Origin of the sequence: Rhizobium sophorae, assembly GCF_013087515.1 — a bacterium.
GTDB classification, from domain to species: Bacteria; Pseudomonadota; Alphaproteobacteria; order Rhizobiales; family Rhizobiaceae; genus Rhizobium; species Rhizobium sophorae.
In genome coordinates this window covers 20,111-37,674 of sequence record NZ_JABFCN010000019.1, presented here as the reverse complement: position 1 = coordinate 37,674, position 17,564 = coordinate 20,111, and the positions used below count along the sequence as shown (strand labels likewise).

The 17,564-nt window shown below is 59.9% G+C and carries 18 protein-coding genes and 1 tRNA gene; 12 read left to right on the top strand and 7 right to left on the bottom strand.

Features of this window, described 5'->3' with window-relative positions; genetic code table 11:
- Positions 1-381, bottom strand: a complete 381-nt coding sequence (locus tag G9X64_RS11470; RefSeq protein WP_020052384.1) for a methylglyoxal synthase — start codon at positions 379-381, stop codon at positions 1-3.
- Between the two features lie 85 nt (positions 382-466).
- Positions 467-1,543, bottom strand: coding sequence for a penicillin-insensitive murein endopeptidase (gene mepA, locus G9X64_RS11465; RefSeq protein ID WP_168312750.1), 1,077 nt, complete (start codon positions 1,541-1,543; stop codon positions 467-469).
- Between the two features lie 263 nt (positions 1,544-1,806).
- On the opposite strand from mepA, the gene G9X64_RS11460 reads away from it, so the two are divergent.
- The 7 genes from G9X64_RS11460 to pncB all read left to right on the top strand — a co-directional run bounded on the left by G9X64_RS11460 (position 1,807) and on the right by pncB (position 10,554).
- Positions 1,807-3,639: an extracellular solute-binding protein gene (locus G9X64_RS11460; RefSeq protein WP_168312749.1), complete on the top strand. Its 1,833-nt coding sequence runs from the start codon at positions 1,807-1,809 to the stop codon at positions 3,637-3,639.
- A gap of 150 nt (positions 3,640-3,789) precedes the next feature.
- A complete protein-coding gene (locus G9X64_RS11455) occupies positions 3,790-4,878 on the top strand; it encodes a microcin C ABC transporter permease YejB (protein WP_168312748.1) in 1,089 nt (362 codons plus the stop codon).
- Positions 4,878-6,026, top strand: coding sequence for an ABC transporter permease (locus G9X64_RS11450; protein ID WP_168312747.1), 1,149 nt, complete (start codon positions 4,878-4,880; stop codon positions 6,024-6,026). The genes G9X64_RS11455 and G9X64_RS11450 overlap by 1 nt, the downstream gene beginning before the upstream one ends.
- On the top strand, positions 6,023-7,660 hold the full coding sequence (locus G9X64_RS11445; protein WP_171376579.1) for an ABC transporter ATP-binding protein: 1,638 nt from the start codon (positions 6,023-6,025) through the stop codon (positions 7,658-7,660). Before G9X64_RS11450 ends, G9X64_RS11445 begins: the two co-directional genes overlap by 4 nt.
- 8 nt (positions 7,661-7,668) lie before the next feature.
- On the top strand, positions 7,669-8,628 hold the full coding sequence (locus G9X64_RS11440; RefSeq protein ID WP_171376578.1) for a 2-hydroxyacid dehydrogenase: 960 nt from the start codon (positions 7,669-7,671) through the stop codon (positions 8,626-8,628).
- Between the two features lie 87 nt (positions 8,629-8,715).
- Positions 8,716-9,063 (top strand): hypothetical protein, encoded by a 348-nt coding sequence (locus G9X64_RS11435; protein ID WP_171376577.1) that lies wholly within the window; start codon positions 8,716-8,718, stop codon positions 9,061-9,063.
- A gap of 186 nt (positions 9,064-9,249) precedes the next feature.
- A complete protein-coding gene (gene pncB / locus G9X64_RS11430) occupies positions 9,250-10,554 on the top strand; it encodes a nicotinate phosphoribosyltransferase (RefSeq protein ID WP_168312744.1) in 1,305 nt (434 codons plus the stop codon).
- Here the strand turns inward: pncB and G9X64_RS11425 are convergent.
- The 4 genes from G9X64_RS11425 to G9X64_RS11410 all read right to left on the bottom strand — a co-directional run bounded on the left by G9X64_RS11425 (position 10,536) and on the right by G9X64_RS11410 (position 12,287).
- A complete protein-coding gene (locus G9X64_RS11425) occupies positions 10,536-10,775 on the bottom strand; it encodes a CrpP-related protein (protein ID WP_129422351.1) in 240 nt (79 codons plus the stop codon). The genes pncB and G9X64_RS11425 overlap by 19 nt on opposite strands.
- Positions 10,776-11,064: 289 nt before the next feature.
- Positions 11,065-11,205, bottom strand: coding sequence for a hypothetical protein (locus tag G9X64_RS11420; RefSeq protein ID WP_168312743.1), 141 nt, complete (start codon positions 11,203-11,205; stop codon positions 11,065-11,067).
- A gap of 10 nt (positions 11,206-11,215) precedes the next feature.
- Positions 11,216-11,425, bottom strand: coding sequence for a KTSC domain-containing protein (locus tag G9X64_RS11415; protein ID WP_129422324.1), 210 nt, complete (start codon positions 11,423-11,425; stop codon positions 11,216-11,218).
- Between the two features lie 241 nt (positions 11,426-11,666).
- A complete protein-coding gene (locus G9X64_RS11410; RefSeq protein WP_168312742.1) occupies positions 11,667-12,287 on the bottom strand; it encodes an RBBP9/YdeN family alpha/beta hydrolase in 621 nt (206 codons plus the stop codon).
- Positions 12,288-12,328: 41 nt separating this feature from the next.
- Between G9X64_RS11410 and G9X64_RS11405 the strand changes: the two genes are divergently transcribed.
- Positions 12,329-12,805, top strand: coding sequence for an Lrp/AsnC family transcriptional regulator (locus tag G9X64_RS11405; RefSeq protein WP_168312741.1), 477 nt, complete (start codon positions 12,329-12,331; stop codon positions 12,803-12,805).
- Positions 12,806-12,902: 97 nt separating this feature from the next.
- On the opposite strand, the gene G9X64_RS11400 is transcribed toward G9X64_RS11405, so the two are convergent.
- Positions 12,903-12,992, bottom strand: a tRNA-Ser gene (locus tag G9X64_RS11400).
- Positions 12,993-13,222: 230 nt separating this feature from the next.
- Here G9X64_RS11400 and G9X64_RS11395 point away from each other — a divergent pair.
- The 4 genes from G9X64_RS11395 to G9X64_RS11380 all read left to right on the top strand — a co-directional run bounded on the left by G9X64_RS11395 (position 13,223) and on the right by G9X64_RS11380 (position 17,561).
- The gene (locus G9X64_RS11395) at positions 13,223-13,540 is read left to right on the top strand and encodes a hypothetical protein (RefSeq protein ID WP_003555860.1); all 318 of its coding nucleotides are present in this window, start codon (positions 13,223-13,225) and stop codon (positions 13,538-13,540) included.
- Between the two features lie 317 nt (positions 13,541-13,857).
- Positions 13,858-14,850 carry a BMP family lipoprotein gene (locus G9X64_RS11390; protein ID WP_129422326.1) on the top strand — a complete coding sequence of 331 codons (993 nt, stop codon included), beginning with the start codon at positions 13,858-13,860 and terminating at the stop codon, positions 14,848-14,850.
- 88 nt (positions 14,851-14,938) lie between these two features.
- Positions 14,939-16,450 (top strand): ABC transporter ATP-binding protein, encoded by a 1,512-nt coding sequence (locus G9X64_RS11385; protein WP_168312740.1) that lies wholly within the window; start codon positions 14,939-14,941, stop codon positions 16,448-16,450.
- Between the two features lie 7 nt (positions 16,451-16,457).
- Positions 16,458-17,561, top strand: a complete 1,104-nt coding sequence (locus G9X64_RS11380; protein WP_168312739.1) for an ABC transporter permease — start codon at positions 16,458-16,460, stop codon at positions 17,559-17,561.
- Positions 17,562-17,564: the final 3 nt, after the last annotated feature.

Genomic DNA, 17,564 nt, shown 5'->3' with positions numbered 1-17,564 from the left:
TCAGGCTTTAAGTGTGGGAAGGAGTTTTATAGCGGTCGCGTGGTTGAGCGCCATCGGAATATCGTAGACGATCGCCAGCCGCATCAGCGCCTTCACGTCGACATCGTGCGGCATCGGAGTCAAGGGGTCGACGAAGAAGATCAGGGCGTCGACCTCGCCGGTCGAAATCAGCGCGCCGATCTGCTGGTCGCCGCCGAGCGGCCCGCTTTTCAGCCTGACGACGTCAAGATCGGGGGCAGCATCGAGCACCCGCCCGCCGGTCGTGCCCGTCGCGACGATCTTCCAGCGCGAGAGAATATCCCGGTTGGCGCGGGCGAACGCCGCCATGTCGTCCTTCTTCTGGTCATGCGCGATCAGCGCAAGGCATTTGCCGCCGGCCATGAAGTGAATCTCCGCCCCACAATTCAATCGATTTGACCGCTGTATACCAAGAGCTTGCGATTTGAAAGACAGCGCATCCGCCCCTTCATTGGATCGCCGGCTTGTCGTTCGGAACCGGGCCGACATCCGGTAACGCCTCATCAGTGTCATCAGCCGACGCGGCTGCCGGAGCGGCGGCGAGCGCGCTTGCGGCGGAGGGTCCACCATAGGTGGCGGCCTGCATCGAAGCAACGGAAGCGGCGTTGAGCACGGCGGCGCAAGCGTTGGGCAGATCGGTGACCATCATCTCACGCGGCGGTTTCGGCGGCTTGGCACCGGGCTTGGGCGGCTTCGGCGGCGCCCAAGGCGCCGGCGTGAACCAATAGGCGAGCGACTTGTCGCAGCCGTCGCCGGCGGGGACAGGAGCTTGCGGCGTGCATCCGGCAGCGCCCGGCGGGCATTTGATGCGGATGTGGAAGTGCGAGTCATGGCCGTATATCGGCCGGAGCTTACCAAGGTTGGTGCGGTCGCCGGCCCAGGTGTCGCACATCTTCTTCTTGATCGCCGGATTGACGAAGATGCGCTCCACTTCGGGATAGCTCGCCGCCAGCATCAAAAGCCGCGCGCGCGATTCTGTCCATACCTTGGGGTTGACGGTGAGGAACTTGTCCTTCTGCAGCATGCTGGTGAAGGGCAGGTCCTCGCGTTCCTGGGCCGTCATGCGGCGCGCCGGCATCGGGCTAAACCAGATATCGGCGTCGAGGCCGATCTGGTGCGAGGAATGGCCGTTGAGCATCGGCCCGCCGCGTGGTTGCGCGATATCGCCGACAAGGATGCCGGGCCAGCCGGCATATTTGACCGCATCCTGCGAAAACCGCTCCAAGAGCGCGATCATCGCCGGATTGCCCCAGCGACGGTTGCGCGAAAGCCGCATCGCCTGCCAGGTCGGGCCATCGGTCGGCAGCGCCACCGCACCCGTCATGCAGCCCTTAGCATAGAAGCCGATCGGCTGCGCTGGCCCCCGCGTCGGCAGGCCGGCGCCGCCGAACAGCGCCTTGGCGCTGCCTGGGCTTGGCGTCTTCTGCTCAGCGCCGACGTCGCCAGCGGCAAGGCCTGCGCCGATCGCGCCGGCGAGCGCCAGTTTGCCTAATGTCCTGAAAGCCTGGGCGAAGCCGAAAGCCATGCTGTTCCCTTAATTCGATGTCGAAGTGATTTGCACTCGAATCTATCCTGAAAAGCGATTTTGGTGAATCGATGATTTGCCGGACGGGCGCAGGAGGGGCCGGTGACGGAAGGCCGCAGCGCCTCAGGCATTGACTGGAGCTGACATTCGACAGGAGCTGGCGGCTCAAAATTTCGCGAGCCCGGCAAAAACCAGACTCTCTCCTGTTTTTCGCCCCTATTTCTCGTATTGTCGTATCCATCAATATTCAGGGGAAAATGGGAATGGCGGCATTGTGGTCGAAAATCGGTCTGTTTCTGTCGCTCGCGGGTGCTCTGGCGCCGCGGACGGCATTGGCTGAGGGCCAGCCGTTTCAGATCGGAAGCTCGGTCATCAGCGAGATGAAGTACAAGCCGGGCTTTGCTCATTTCGACTACGTCAATCCCGATGCTCCAAAAGGCGGAGACCTCCGTCTTTCTGCAAGTGGCGCTTTCGACACCTTCAATCCTCTGCTTGCCAAAGGCCAAGTGGGAGTAGGCCTGACGCTCGTATACGACACCTTGATGAAGGCGGCAGATGACGAACTGCTTGTCTCCTACGGCTTGCTCGCCGAAGGGCTGTCCTTTCCCGCCGATGTCTCGAGCGCGACCTTTCGCCTGCGTAAGGAGGCAAAATGGGCAGATGGTCAGCCGGTAACGCCCGGGGATGTCATCTTCAGCCTGGATAAGACGAAGGAACTGAATCCCATCAGCGCGAACTACTACCGGCACGTGGTGAAGGCCGAGAAGACCGGCGAACGCGACGTGACCTTCACTTTCGACGAAAAGAACAACCGGGAGCTCCCGAATATTCTCGGTCAGTTGGTGGTCGTGCCGAAACATTGGTGGGAGGGGCAGGGACCAGACGGCAAGCCACGCGATATCTCAAAGACGACGCTCGAGCCGGTGATGGGTTCGGGACCTTACAAGATTGCTTCCTTCTCGCCCGGCGCGACGATCCGTTATGAACTGCGTGACGATTATTGGGGTAAGAACCTCAATGTAAATGTCGGCCAGAACAATTTCCGCAACGTCATCTACACCTATTTTGGTGATCGGGACGTCGAGTTCGAAGCCTTTCGCGCCGGCAATAGTGACTACTGGCAGGAGACCACGGCTGCCCGCTGGGCGACGGGATATGATTTCCCCGCGGTGAAGGAAGGACGTGTCAAGAAAGAGGAGGTTGCAAACCCGCTGCGCGCCACCGGCATCATGCAGGCTCTCGTGCCCAACATGCGACGTGACCTCTTCAAGGACATCAGGGTCCGCGAGGCGCTGAACTATGGACTGGATTTTGAGGAGCTGAACCGCACCGTTGCCTTCAACAGCTACAAGCGCATCGACAGTTATTTCTGGAATACCGAACTCGCCTCCTCCGGCCTTCCACAAGGTAGAGAACTGGAAATTCTGCAGGGCATGAAGGATAAGGTTCCGCCCGAAGTCTTTACGACGCCCTATGCCAATCCTGTCGGAGGCGATCCGCAGAAGAGCCGCGACAATCTACGCAAGGCGATTGCGCTTCTGAAAGAAGCCGGCTGGGAGATCAAGGGCAATCGCATGGTCAATACCAAGACTGGCCAGCAGATGAGTTTCGAGATCCTGTTGTCGAGCCCCATACTGGAACGCTGGGCGGTGCCCTATGCCAGCAATCTCAGGAAAATCGGCATAGATGCGCGCGTGCGGACGGTCGATGCCTCGCAAAACGTCAACCGTGAACGCAGTTTCGACTTCGACATGATCTGGAATGTCTGGGCGCAGACGATGAACCCCGGCAACGAACAGGCCGACTATTGGGGATCTGGTTCGGTCAATCAGCAGGGGTCTCAAAATTACGCGGGCATCGCCAATCCGGCCGTCGATGAACTCATCCGCATGATCATCTTCGCGCCGAACCGCGATGAACAGGTCGCGGCGATCAAGGCGATGGACAGGGTACTGCTTGCAAACCATTACGTCATCCCGCTGTTCTACCGCGGTACCCAGAACATCGTCTATTGGAACACGATCACCCATCCCGCCGAATTCCCGGCCTATAGCCTAGGCTTCCCCGATGCCTGGTGGTCGACCTCAGCGAAATGAGCGGGCTTGCATTGAAGGCGGCCTCGGCTCCAAATGGCGCAAGCGAATCACGACAAGCCGGTACGGCCGGCAAGGGAAGGCTGGCGGATTGAGCAGCATCGGACTGGACGGCAGGCAGACAAGAAGAAGATTTCCGGAGGCTGAAGGCTGATGGGCGCCTATGTCATTCGCCGCCTGCTTCTGATGATCCCGACCATCGTCGGCATCATGGCGATTTCCTTCATCGTCATTCAATTCGCACCGGGAGGTCCGGTCGAGCAGGTGATCGCCCAATTGACCGGTCAGGCCGATGGCGCCGATCAGCGCCTGTCCGGTGGCGGTGACCTGATGGGTGACGGAGGAGGGGACGACGGCTCCAGATACCGCGGCGCCCAAGGGCTCGATCCGGAACTGATCGCCAAACTCGAAAAACAGTTCGGCTTCGACAAGCCGCCGCTGACGCGTTTCGGCGAGATGATGTGGAATTACATCCGCTTCGATTTCGGCGAGAGTTTCTTCCGCAACACCTCTGTGCTCGAACTCATCAAGGAGAAGCTTCCGGTATCGATCTCGCTCGGCATCTGGATCCTGATCTTCTCCTATGCCATTTCCATCCCGCTCGGCATCCGCAAGGCGGTCAAGGACGGATCGACCTTCGACGTCTGGACGTCGGGCGTCATCGTCGTCGGCTACGCTGTCCCGAGCTTCCTCTTCGGCATTCTGCTGATCGTGCTTTTCGCCGGCGGCTCCTTCTACGACTGGTTTCCGTTGCGCGGCCTGGTCTCCGACAATTTCGATCAGCTCGCCTGGTGGCAGAAGCCGCTCGATTATTTTTGGCACCTCACCCTGCCACTGATCTCGCTTTCGCTTGCAGCCTTCGCGACGACGACCCTACTGACCAAGAATTCCTTCATCGAGGAAATCAAGAAGCAGTATGTCGTCACCGCCCGCGCCAAGGGTCTGAATGAGCGGCAGGTCCTTTACGGCCATGTTTTCCGCAATGCCATGCTGATCATCATCGCCGGCTTCCCCGGCGCTTTCATTTCCGCCTTCTTCACCGGATCGCTGCTGATCGAAAATATCTTCTCGCTCGATGGCCTCGGCCGTCTCGGTTATCTCTCGGTAGTCAACCGGGATTATCCTATCGTCTTCGCCACGCTCTACATCTTCTCGCTGCTCGGTCTGTTCGTCAGCTTGATTTCCGACTTGATCTACACCTGGATCGATCCGCGCATCGATTTCGAGCGGAGGGATGTCTGATGGACGCCGCCGCAAATCCTGTCACTGCAACCCCCGTCAAGCCGCCGCGCAAGGGGCTGCTATCGCCAACGAACATCCGTCGCTGGAAGAATTTCCGGGCGAACGGCCGCGGCTACTGGTCGCTGTGGCTTTTCCTGCTGCTGTTCGGGCTCAGCCTGTTTGCAGAATTCCTCGCCAACGACCGGCCGGTCATCGCCTCCTACAAGGGCGAAATCCTCTTTCCCGTGCTGATCGACTATCCCGAGGAGAAGTTCGGCGGCTTCCTGGCAGAAACCGACTATCGCTCCTCTGTCATTGCCGACGAGATCAACGCCAATGGCTGGATGATCTGGCCGCCGATCCGTTATTCTTACCGCTCGGTCAATTCGAACATTCCGCATTCGGCGCCGACCGCCCCGTTCTGGCTGATGACGAAAGAGGAGCGTTGCTCCGGCTATCCGCAAGGAATGAACGATCCCGCCTGCACTCTCGGCAATCTCAACTGGCTCGGCACCGACGACCAGGCCCGAGACGTGCTCGCCCGCGTCATCTATGGATTCCGCATATCGGTGCTCTTCGGCTTGGCGCTCACCATCTGCTCGGCGATCATCGGCGTCACGGCAGGTGCGGTGCAGGGCTATTTCGGCGGCTGGACCGACCTCTTGCTGCAGCGTTTCATCGAAATCTGGTCGTCGATGCCAGTGCTTTACATCCTGCTGATCATCGCCGCCATCCTGCCACCAGGCTTTTTCGTGCTGCTCGGCATCATGCTGCTCTTTTCCTGGGTCGGTTTCGTCGGCATCGTGCGCGCCGAATTCCTGCGCGCCCGCAATTTCGAATATGTCCGCGCCGCCCGCGCGCTCGGCGTCAACAACCGCACCATCATGTGGCGGCACATGCTGCCGAACGCCATGGTCGCGACACTGACCTTCCTGCCCTTCATTCTGTCCGGATCGATCACGACGCTGACTTCGCTCGATTTCCTCGGCTTCGGCATGCCACCCGGCTCCCCTTCGCTCGGCGAGATGATCGCCCAGGGCAAGACCAACCTGCAGGCGCCCTGGCTCGGGCTGACGGCCTTCTTCACCATGTCGATCATGCTTTCCCTTTTGATCTTCATCGGCGAAGCCGTGCGTGATGCCTTCGATCCGAGGAAGACGTTTCAATGAGTGACATGACAGAACCGCTTCTTTCCGTCCGCGATCTCTCGGTTGCCTTTCATCAGGGCGGCGAAACTTCGCTCGCCGTCGATCACATTTCTTTCGATATCGCCAAAGGCGAGGTCGTGGCGCTCGTCGGCGAATCCGGCTCCGGCAAATCGGTCTCGGCCAACTCGATCCTGCGGCTTTTGCCTTATCCCTCCGCAAGCCATCCCTCCGGCGAAATCCTGTTCAAGGGCAAGGACCTTCTGCAGGCGTCGGAGCGGGCCCTGCGCGAGGTGCGCGGCAACGACATCACCATGATCTTCCAGGAGCCGATGACCTCGCTCAATCCGCTTCATACGATCGAGAAGCAGATCGCCGAGATCCTCGCCCTGCACCAGGGGCTCACCGGCCAGGGGGCGCGTGAGCGCGTGCTGGAACTGTTGAATCAGGTCGGCATCCGCGAACCGGAAAAGCGGCTGAAGGCCTATCCCCACGAACTGTCAGGCGGCCAGCGCCAGCGCGTCATGATCGCCATGGCGCTCGCCAACCGACCGGAATTGCTGATCGCCGACGAGCCGACCACGGCGCTTGACGTCACCGTGCAGGCCCAGATCCTCGAATTGCTCCGGCAGTTGAAGGCCGTCCACGGCATGTCGCTGCTGTTCATCACCCATGATCTCGGCATCGTGCGCAAATTCGCCGATCGGGTCTGCGTCATGACCAAGGGCAAGATCGTCGAAACCGGGACGGTCGCGGAGGTCTTCGCCAATCCCAAGCACGACTATACCCGCCACCTTCTCGCTTCCGAACCGCGTGGCGAGCCGCCGCTTGCCGATCCGTCGAAACCATTGGTGATGGAAGGTTCGGATATCCGCGTCTGGTTCCCGATCAAAGCAGGGCTGATGCGTCGGGTCGTCGATCACGTCAAGGCGGTCGACGGCATCGATCTTTCGCTGCGCGCCGGCCAGACTCTCGGCGTCGTCGGCGAGTCCGGTTCCGGTAAGACCACGCTTGGCCTGGCACTCACCCGGCTGATCTCCTCGCAAGGGCGAATTGCCTTTGTCGGGAAGGATATAGCCGGCTATTCATTCAGCGAAATGCGGCCGCTGCGCAACCAGCTGCAAGTCGTCTTCCAGGATCCCTATGGGTCGCTCAGCCCCCGCATGTCGGTCGGCGATATCGTCGCCGAAGGGCTGAAGGTGCATGAGCGCTCCCTGACATCGGAAGAGCGTGACCAGCGCGTCTGCTGGGCGCTGGAGGAAGTGGGTCTCGATCCCCTGACCCGCTGGCGTTATCCGCACGAATTCTCCGGCGGCCAGCGCCAGCGTATCGCCATCGCCCGGGCCATGGTGCTGAAACCGCGCTTCGTCATGCTCGACGAGCCGACCTCCGCGCTCGACATGAGCGTGCAGGCGCAGGTGGTCGATCTCCTGCGCGATCTGCAGAAGAAGCATGACCTCGCCTATCTCTTCATCAGCCACGACCTGAAGGTGGTGAAGGCGCTCGCCAACGACGTCATCGTCATGCGTTTCGGCAAGGTGGTGGAGCAGGGACCGTCCTCGGAAATCTTCCGCGCGCCGAAGGACGATTACACCCGGGCGCTTATGGCCGCCGCTTTCAACATCGAGGCGGTGCCGACACCCGCCGTACAGCAATAAAGAAGATCATGCCCGCAAGTTCTCCCGTTCTCGTCGACATCAAGTTTAATCCCGAAGGCGTCGCCCGCGTGCTGAAGACCGCCTTTGCCGACCGCGGCAGCATCAATCTTGCCGATCCGGCCGATCGGGCGCGCGATCTCCGCGAGGTCGAATACGCGCTTCTCTGGAAGCCCGATGCCGATCTTTTCGTGCGGGCGCCGAACCTCAAGGTCATTTTCTCGGGCGGCGCCGGCGTCGACCACATCATCGGCATGGACGGCCTGCCAGAGATCCCGATCGTCCGCTTCGTCGACCGCAGCCTGACGACTCGCATGAGCGAATGGGTGGTCATGCAATGCCTGATGCATCTGCGCGGCCAATACGCCCATGACAGCCACCAGCGGCAGCGTGAATGGGCCAAGCTGATCGCGCCGGAGGCGGCGGAAGTGACGGTCGGCGTCATGGGTCTCGGTATTCTCGGGCAGGATGCCGTCGCCAAGCTGAAAGTGATGGGGTTCAACGTCATCGGCTGGTCGCGCAGCCGCAAGCAGATCGACGGCGTCGAAACCTTCGATGCCAGCGGGTTGGACAGCTTCCTCGCCAGGACCGATATCCTCGTCGGCCTGCTGCCGCTGACGCCTGAAACATCAGGCTTCTATGACGCCGGGCTGTTTGCGAAGCTGCGCCGCAACGGCGCGCTCGGGCAGCCGGTCTTCATCAATGCCGGCCGCGGTAATAGCCAGGTCGAGGCCGATATCGTGTCCGCCATCCGTAACGGCACCCTCGGCGGCGCTTCCCTCGATGTCTTCGAGACCGAGCCGCTTGCCGCCGACAACCCCTTGTGGGAATTGCAGAACGTCTTCATCACGCCGCACGACGCGGCAGTCTCAGAAGAAAACGCGCTGTTCCGTCATGTCGAGACGCAGATCGCCCGCTTCGAGCGCGGCGAGCCGCTACAATTCGTGGTCGACCGCGCCGTCGGCTATTGAGCTTTCGGAACCTTCCAGACAGCCACCCGTTTCCTCTGCGAAAATCGTCGCGGCCGTATCGGCCCGTCAAGACAGCGGAAGGAGACGATGATGGCCCATCAGACCGAAACGCGCTGGGAAAAGTCGGATGGAAAGCTTCACAAGGAAGAGCAGATCCCGCCCGTGAAGGCAAGGCAAGGACGCATGGGTTATCGCATCCTGACGGTTCTGATCGTCGCGCTGGTGCTTGCCTTCGTGGTTTGGATCCCGGTCGAAATCTGGGGTAGTCGTGAGGCCGACGAAGTGGCACCGCAACAGCCGGGTCAGCAGCTCCAGTCGCAGCAGCCTGCTCCGGCTCCCGCGCCGACGCTACAAAACGGTACTGCCGTACCAACCGAAACGCCGAACACCACGCCGGCCGCTCCGAATGTGGCGCCTGCAACTCCGGCCCAATAATCGTAAGCAAATCATGTTCACGTCCCGCCGCCACACTGCGGCGGGACGTTCATCGTTTTGTCTGGACTTTAGCCTCCGATTTTTCGATAAGAAGGCGCACGAGCCGGTTTTGTGCGCCGGCTGGGAACTTGGCAGTGCCCAGGATTTTGGCAGCACCTGACCGGAGTGGACAGGGGCGGGAGTTTGATGGCCAGGACCGATATTGCAAGACGCGTCTACAATCACGCCTGGAAACTCGATCCGATCATCCGCAGCCTGATCGATACCGACTTCTATAAGCTCCTGATGTTGCAGATGATCTGGAAGCTTTATCCGGACGTGAACGCTTCCTTCACCCTCATCAATCGTACCAAGCGGGTACGTCTGGCCGAGGAGATCGACGAAGGCGAGTTGCGCGAGCAACTCGATCATGCCCGCACGCTGAGACTTTCCAAGAAGGAGATGATCTGGCTTGCGGGTAACAGCTTCTATGGTCGCGCGCAGATCTTCGAACCGGAATTCCTTGCGTGGCTTTCCAATTTCCAGCTTCCCGAATACGAGCTGTCGAAGAAGGACGGGCAATATGTGCTGGATTTCCACGGATCGTGGAAGGAAACCACCATGTGGGAAATCCCGGCGCTCGCCATCGTCAACGAGCTGCGCTCGCGCTCGGCGATGAAGGCGCTCGGTCCCTTCACCCTCGATGTGCTCTATGCGCGCGCCAAGGCGAAGATGTGGTCGAAGGTCGAACGGCTGAAGGAACTGCCGGGCCTACGCATCTCCGACTTCGGCACCCGTCGCCGGCACAGTTTCCTCTGGCAGCGCTGGTGCGTCGAGGCGTTAAAGGAAGGCATCGGCCCGGCCTTTGCCGGTACCAGCAACGTATTGCTGGCTATGGATTCCGATCTCGAGGCCGTCGGCACCAATGCTCACGAGCTGCCGATGGTGGCCGCCGCCCTTGCCGAAACCGATGAGCAGCTGCGCAACGCCCCCTACAAGATCCTGCGCGACTGGAACAAGCTCTATGGCGGCAACCTTCTGATCGTTCTGCCGGATGCCTTCGGCACCGCCGCCTTCCTGCGCGACGCGCCGGAATGGGTGGCCGACTGGACCGGCTTCCGTCCGGACAGTGCTCCGCCGATCGAAGGCGGCGAAAAGATCATCGACTGGTGGAAGAAGATGGGCCGTGATCCGCGCCAGAAGCTGCTGATCTTCTCCGATGGCCTCGATGTCGACGCCATCATCGATACCTACCGGCATTTCGAAGGCCGTGTGCGCATGAGCTTCGGCTGGGGCACGAACCTGACGAACGATTTTTCCGGCTGCGCGCCGATCGAGATTTCCGGCCTAAACCCGATCTCCGTCGTCTGCAAGGTCAGCGACGCCAACGGCCGTCCGGCGGTGAAGCTCTCCGACAACCCGCAGAAGGCGACCGGCGAACCGGCAGAGGTCGAACGCTACCTGAAATTCTTCGGCGCCGAAGACAGGGTCGATCAGACCGTTCTCGTATAGGTCCGGGACAAGGCGCCGCCATCCCGCGGCATATTGATATGCCCCGCCATCGCATCCTCGATCGACCAACCGAAGCGCCAGGCGTCGAACATCGAGTACCATTCCTGGAAATCGGCGATCGGCAGGATATCCGGCTTCGACATCGGATTATCGGCCAGGCTGCGGCCACGCGCACGGTCCCGTGCGCCACGCTCCTGCATCTCAAGCAGATTCTCGAACATCATCACCCCCGATCCTATCCGATAGCTTTATGCAATCATGCTAATAAAGCATTGTCGAGTCCTGATGTAATGATTCGGGTTTTTCACAGGATTAGCCCCAATGCGCTAGTTCACCGGATGGAGACCGGAGCCCGCGGAGCATCATGCGATCTCAATTAAACAAGAGGAGCAGAGGGCATCTGAAACCCACTCATGCGTTTCGCCACTACAACTCCACCAAGCATGCCGTGACGGGGAGGCCCGGCTTCCTGGCTGGGGTCCGCCACCGAGCCTCCCGGCTGGCCGACTTTTAACCAGCCGGCAGCACCGACAAACTGCCGCCTTCCGGCAGGCGTGATCCAACCCAGATGATATCGATGGCTAACAACAAGTTAATATCCACCGGCATCGTCCCGATCTTACGCAATCCTGCAACGTAGGCTGGCGGCATTCCTGGGGTTTCAGGCAGCCAACCTGCGAAACCGGGTTCTGATCCGGTCGAGATAATAATGGCCGGGAGACGGCGCCACCGTCATCGCATGGGCTTCCGAGGAGGGAACGCCTTCAAACAGACGCTCCTCGCCATTCTTGAAACAAATCCTGAGCCGCCCGTCTTCCTGGCTGAAATAGACGGATTTGATGATCTTCGACTGTACCGAAAGTTCTTCCACCTGTTTTACCTCTGTTTTTTTAAATTTGGCAGACGGTAAACCCAAACGTGCAAAGAGGCGGTGAAGCCGCATGGTAAAAATTCAGGAATCTTTCGACGCTTTAGAACTCGCCGCGCCGGAGCGACGGGTTCGATGAGCCTCGAACCCACGCTTGCAAGCGGGCTTTCGTTGCTCCGTCTCGACGCGTCCAGCACAGGCAAAGGCCTGTTTTGGCCGTTTGATCGTGAACTCGAAAACAAGATCAAGCCCGATCAGATTTTGCCAATCCGGCGGAAAACGCCGTCAGCAAGGCTTTTCCCTGGCCCCAGTCCTCAAGTCCGCTTTGCCCGTTGACGTGGCCGAAAGGACCGATCGCGACAAGACCGCTGCCCCACAGATCGGCTCGCGCATGGGAATAGTCGAGCGTGCCGAAGGGATCATCGGCGCTTGCGATGATCAGGGTGGGGAAGCGCATCTTTTGCGACGGAGGATCGGCGAATCCGGCGGCCTCCTCAGGGAATGAAGCGGACTGCGGATCCGGGACCGCCACAAGAAACGCTCCGGCAACGGCAAGCGAAGAAACCTGCTGCCAATGAGCAACCAGCAGACAGGCAAGGCTATGGGCGACCAGCAGGGGAGGGGTTGCCGATGCGCCGACGGCGCGCTCCAGGGCTGAAATCCAGTCCGCCAGATCGGGTTTTTCCCAATCGGCTGGTTGAAAACGTCGCATTTCCGGGTTCGACCGTTCCCAGCGTGTTTGCCAATGAGCCTCGCCCGAACCGCCAATCCCCGGCAATATGATGATGTCCTTCATGTCTTTTCCTCTGATCATCCGCGCAGGTGAAAATGATGCATTTTCATTTGCTTCGGAATGAATGATCATCGGAAAACCGCGCCTCTGTCCGATGATTTTAAGGTGATCCTATGGCTTTTCAGGAAAACAATCGGGTGCTGCTCGATCCAACCGATATCGCCATTATCGAAGCGATGCAGGAAAATGGACGCATTGCGATTTCCGAACTCGGTCGACGGGTCGGGCTCTCTCAGCCGGCGGCATCGGAACGGGTCAAGCGGCTGGAAGACCGCGGCATCATTGTCGGTTACTCCGCCCGTATCGACCCCACCGCTTTGGGAATCGGAATGACGGCTGTGCTTCGCCTGCGCACGACGCATGAGCATATCAAACCCTGTCTGAAACAGTTCGCGGAGATGCCTCAAGTCATGGAAGTACTGCGCCTCACCGGAGAGGACTGTTTCCTCTTAAAGGTGCTGGTTCCGTCGCCGGGGGAGCTGGAAACGATCGTTGACACGATCGCGCGTTTTGGGGCCGTGACGACATCTCTGGTGTTACGCAGCGAGAATCCGAAGCCGATTGGACGCGCCCTGCTTCAGCGCCCTTGAATATGCGGACGACCAGTTTGTTCGAAACGTGCCGCCAAAAACGCTTCCGCGTCCCGCTCTCGGATACGGTTTAAATCAATATTGAAAATGCGGGATATGGCGGACAGGGTGGGATTCGAACCCACGGTACGCTTTCACGTACACACGCGTTCCAGGCGTGCGCCTTAAACCACTCGGCCACCTGTCCTTTTTTTGGCGTTCGCGCCTAGGATAGGAGCAAATCGTCGGAACGGCGCGATATATACCGATGAATTTTTGCCGATCAACCGAAATCTAACAGTTTTTTGACTTCTTCCGATAAAACTCGCCTTGGCCACTCCATTGTGCTTCACCTCATCGATGACTATGTAATTCTCTAAGGTGGAGAATGGCGCGGCCGGCCGGAATTGTCCGGCATATCAAGCGTCGGAGGAATTGATGCGTTTCCTGTTGCGTCTGGCGAGTCTTGTCGCGCTTGCGGCGGCCGTTATTGCCGGAACCATCGATTCGATCCAATCGGTTGCGGCGTCCTCCGTGGTGATGACGCCGATCTCCGATGCCTGGCAGGATGTGAGCCCGACAACGCTGACGTCGCTGCAATCCTCCCTTTCCTATTATATCCACCCGCGTTTCTACACCGTCATCTTCCAGTGGCTGATGCTCCAACCGGCCTTTGCCGTTTTCCTGGTGATAGCGCTACTTCTGTGGATGATCGGCTACAAGAAGCCGCCGGTGGCCGGTCGCTTCACTGCATAGCAAGGTGGTTTTGCCGGCGCGATCCGGCGAGAAATCCGGATGGGCGGCACCCGCTCTTCGACCTCGGTATTTGCCGCCGGATTGGCTAGAAAATCCGCATTCGGATGCAATGAATGTCCAAAAATCAGCCCCGAAGATCTGATTTTCGGCAATCGCTGCAAATCTTTACCAGCTGAAAAATTTCTGGTGAATTTTTCCGTGAGCCATGCAAGGATGCACGCAGCCAGGCCTCCGGGGGGAGGTCGGTGGTTCCGCAGACATGTCCGAAAAGGGCTTGCGGGAGGACCCCTAACGAATAGCAACAACAGGGCTGCACAATGAAAAAATCCCTTCTCACTCTCTTTGCCGTGGCTGCCATGTCGACGACGGCGCTTGCCGCCGATGTCAAGCCGGCGCTGGTTTACGGCACCGGCGGGAAGTTCGATAAGTCCTTCAACGAGGCGGCCTATAACGGTGCCGAGAAGTTCAAGGCCGAAACCGGCATTGCCTATCGCGACTTCGAGCCGACGGGCGACACCCAGGGCGAACAGGCCATCCGCAACTTCGCCAGCCGCGGTTTCAATCCGGTGGTTGCAGTTTCCTTCGCCTGGACCTCGGCCATCGAGAAGGTTGCAGCCGAATTCCCTGATACCAAGTTCATTATCGTCGACTCCGTCGTCGATAAGCCGAACGTCCGCTCGGTGGTCTACAAGGAAGAAGAAGGCTCTTACCTCGTCGGCGTTCTCGCCGGCATGGCCTCCAAGACCGGCAAGGTCGGCTTCGTCGGCGGCATGGACATTCCGCTGATCCGCAAGTTCGAATGCGGCTACGAGCAGGGTGCACGCTCCGTCAAGGCCGATATCGAGGTCTTCCAGAATATGACCGGCACCACGGGCGCTGCCTGGAATGACCCGGTCCGCGGCGGCGAGCTCACCAAGAACCAGATCGACCAGGGCGCTGACGTTGTTTATGCGGCAGCCGGTGCCACCGGTCTCGGCGTTCTGCAGACGGCCGCCGACAACAAGAAGCTGTCGATCGGCGTCGACTCCAACCAGAACTATCTGCATCCCGGTTCGGTCCTGACCTCCATGGTCAAGCGCGTCGACCTCGCCGTCTACAATGCCTACAACGACACCAAGAACGACAAGTTCACCGGCGGCGTCCAGGCGCTCGGCGTCAAGGAAGACGGTGTTGGCGCCGCGATCGATGAGCACAACAAGTCTCTGATCACGCCGGAAATGCAGGCTGCCGTCGACAAGGCCAAGGCCGACATCATCGCGGGAACCGTCAAGGTTCACGATTACACCTCGGACAACGCTTGCCCGAAGTGATCCGCGCCCGAATGTGATCGACGATTGAGATCGGGCGTATGGCGGAGGGGATTTTCGCCATACGCCCTTTTCTTATTTGGAGTCTGCAGTGACAGATAAGCCCGCTATCGAGCTTGTCGGCATCGACAAGAAATTTGGTGCCGTCCATGCCAACAAGGATATCAACCTGACCGTTGCCAAGGGGACGATCCACGGCATCATCGGCGAAAACGGTGCCGGCAAATCGACCCTGATGTCGATCATCTATGGTTTCTACCATGCCGATAGCGGCGAGATCCGCGTCAACGGCAATCCCGTCACCATCCGCGATAGCCAGGCGGCGATCGCCACCGGCATCGGTATGGTGCACCAGCATTTCATGCTGGTCGATAATTTCACCGTTCTTGAGAACATCATGCTTGGCGCCGAAGGCGGCATGCTGCTGGCGAGGGGCGTCGCCTCGGCCCGCGCCGAGCTCAAGCGGCTGGAAACGGAATATGGCCTCGAGGTCGATCCGGACGCACTGATCGAAGAGCTTCCGGTCGGCCTGCAGCAGCGCGTCGAAATCCTGAAAGCCATGTATCGCGGCGCTGAGATCTTGATCCTCGACGAGCCGACGGGCGTATTGACGCCGGCTGAAGCCGATCACCTTTTCCGCATCCTCAAGGTGCTGCGCGACCAAGGCAAGACGATCATCCTCATCACCCACAAGCTGCGCGAGATCATGGCGATCACCGACACCGTCTCGGTCATGCGCCGCGGCGAGATGGTCGCGACCCGCACGACGGCGGAAACGACGGTGGAAGAGCTTGCCGAGTTGATGGTCGGTCGCCGCGTGCTGCTGCGCGTGCAGAAGGGCGAGGCGAACCCTGGGGCCGCCGTGCTGTCTGTCCGCAACCTCACGGTCAAGGACAATCGCGGTGTCACCATGGTCGACAATGTCTCCTTCGACGTGCGCGCCGGTGAGATCGTCGGCATCGCTGGTGTCGCCGGCAATGGCCAGTCCGAATTGCTGGAGGCGATTGCCGGCATCCGAAAACCGACCTCCGGTGAAATTCTTCTCGACGGCCAGACGATCGACAAGGCCGATCCCGCCCGCCTGCGTGATCTCGGCCTCGCTCATATTCCGGAGGATCGCCACCATATGGGCCTGGTGCTGAAATTCGAGGAATATGAAAATTCCGTGCTCGGCTATCATCGCCGCCCGGCCTACAGCAAAGGCCCGCTGCTCGATCTCGAAGCGATCCGCAAGGATGCGATGGAGAAGATCGAGAAATACGACATCCGTCCGCCGAACCCGCGGCTGAAGACGGCGAATTTTTCCGGCGGCAACCAGCAGAAGATCGTCGTTGCCCGTGAGATCGAACGCGATCCGAAGATGCTGATCATCGGCCAGCCGACACGCGGCGTCGATATCGGCGCTATCGAATTCATCCACCGCCGGATCATCGAAATGCGTGATGCGGGCAAGGCGATCCTGCTCGTCTCCGTCGAACTCGATGAAATCCGCTCCCTTTCAGACCGTATCCTTGTCATGTTTGCCGGCCATATCGTCGGCGAGAAGACGCCCGATGCCGGTGAACAGACCCTCGGCCTGATGATGGCCGGCATTGCCGCGTGAGGCCTTTATGAGCACTGCTTCCGTTCCGCTACCAAACTGGATCAACTACGGCCTCATCCCGCTTTTGAACCTTATCGTCGCCTTCCTGATCTCCGGCTTCGTCGTCTGGCTGATCGGCGAGAGCCCGCTCGATGCACTGTCGCTGTTGATCCAGGGCGCGCTCGGCAATGGCGAAGGCATCGGCTTCACGCTATATTATGCGACGAGCTTCATTTTCACCGGCCTCTCCGTCGCGGTGGCGATCCATGCCGGTCTCTTCAACATCGGCTCCGAAGGCCAGGCCTATCTCGGCGGCCTCGGCTGCGCGCTTGTGGCGCTTTCGCTCGACCGCTACGTGCCATGGTATGTAACGATGCCGATCGCGGTTGTCGGCGCCGGCCTGTTCGGCGCAGCCTGGGCCTTCATCCCGGCTTTCCTGCAGGCAAAACGCGGCAGCCACATCGTCATCACGACGATCATGTTCAACTATATCGGCGCAGCACTGATGGTGTACTTGCTGGTGCATGTGCTGATCGTGCCGGGCAAAATGGCGCCGGAAACCCGCACCTTCCTGGAAGGCGGCCAATTACCGAAGCTCGGCTGGGTCATGCAGCTGTTCGGTGCCAAGCTGGGTGCTGCCCCGTTCAACGTCTCCTTCATCATTGCGCTTGTCGTCAGCTACCTCGTCTGGCTGCTTGTCTGGCGCACCAAGCTCGGTTTCGAGATGCGCACGCTGGGCGTCAGCCCAACGGCGGCGGCCTATGCCGGCATCCCCTATGCCCGCACCGTGATCATCGCCATGCTGCTCTCCGGCGCACTCGCCGGCATGATGGCGCTGAACCCCGTCATGGGCTCGTCGGCCCGTCTGCAGGTGGAATTCGTCGGCGGCGCCGGCTTCGTCGGCATCGCGGTCTCGCTGATGGGCCGCAACCATCCACTTGGCATCATCATGGCAGCGATCCTCTTCGGTATCCTCTATCAGGGCGGCGACTGGATTTCCTTCGAAATGCCGAATATCACCCGCGAGATGATCCTCGTCATCCAGGGTCTGGTGATCCTCTTTGCCGGTGCGCTGGAATATATGTTCCGGCCGGCGATGGTCCGCCTCTATCAGCAGTTCAAGCGCGGTTAAGGA

Bases quoted from the DNA above. Each gene is read 5' to 3' on its own strand.
- G9X64_RS11470 (WP_020052384.1), bottom strand. From the start codon at position 381: ATGGCCGGCGGCAAATGCCTTGCGCTGATCGCGCATGACCAGAAGAAG.
- mepA (WP_168312750.1), bottom strand. From the start codon at position 1,543: ATGGCTTTCGGCTTCGCCCAGGCTTTCAGGACATTAGGCAAACTGGCG.
- G9X64_RS11460 (WP_168312749.1), top strand. From the start codon at position 1,807: ATGGCGGCATTGTGGTCGAAAATCGGTCTGTTTCTGTCGCTCGCGGGT.
- G9X64_RS11455 (WP_168312748.1), top strand. From the start codon at position 3,790: ATGGGCGCCTATGTCATTCGCCGCCTGCTTCTGATGATCCCGACCATC.
- G9X64_RS11450 (WP_168312747.1), top strand. From the start codon at position 4,878: ATGGACGCCGCCGCAAATCCTGTCACTGCAACCCCCGTCAAGCCGCCG.
- G9X64_RS11445 (WP_171376579.1), top strand. From the start codon at position 6,023: ATGAGTGACATGACAGAACCGCTTCTTTCCGTCCGCGATCTCTCGGTT.
- G9X64_RS11440 (WP_171376578.1), top strand. From the start codon at position 7,669: ATGCCCGCAAGTTCTCCCGTTCTCGTCGACATCAAGTTTAATCCCGAA.
- G9X64_RS11435 (WP_171376577.1), top strand. From the start codon at position 8,716: ATGATGGCCCATCAGACCGAAACGCGCTGGGAAAAGTCGGATGGAAAG.
- pncB (WP_168312744.1), top strand. From the start codon at position 9,250: ATGGCCAGGACCGATATTGCAAGACGCGTCTACAATCACGCCTGGAAA.
- G9X64_RS11425 (WP_129422351.1), bottom strand. From the start codon at position 10,775: ATGTTCGAGAATCTGCTTGAGATGCAGGAGCGTGGCGCACGGGACCGT.
- G9X64_RS11420 (WP_168312743.1), bottom strand. From the start codon at position 11,205: ATGCCGCCAGCCTACGTTGCAGGATTGCGTAAGATCGGGACGATGCCG.
- G9X64_RS11410 (WP_168312742.1), bottom strand. From the start codon at position 12,287: ATGATCATTCATTCCGAAGCAAATGAAAATGCATCATTTTCACCTGCG.
- G9X64_RS11405 (WP_168312741.1), top strand. From the start codon at position 12,329: ATGGCTTTTCAGGAAAACAATCGGGTGCTGCTCGATCCAACCGATATC.
- G9X64_RS11395 (WP_003555860.1), top strand. From the start codon at position 13,223: ATGCGTTTCCTGTTGCGTCTGGCGAGTCTTGTCGCGCTTGCGGCGGCC.
- G9X64_RS11390 (WP_129422326.1), top strand. From the start codon at position 13,858: ATGAAAAAATCCCTTCTCACTCTCTTTGCCGTGGCTGCCATGTCGACG.
- G9X64_RS11380 (WP_168312739.1), top strand. From the start codon at position 16,458: ATGAGCACTGCTTCCGTTCCGCTACCAAACTGGATCAACTACGGCCTC.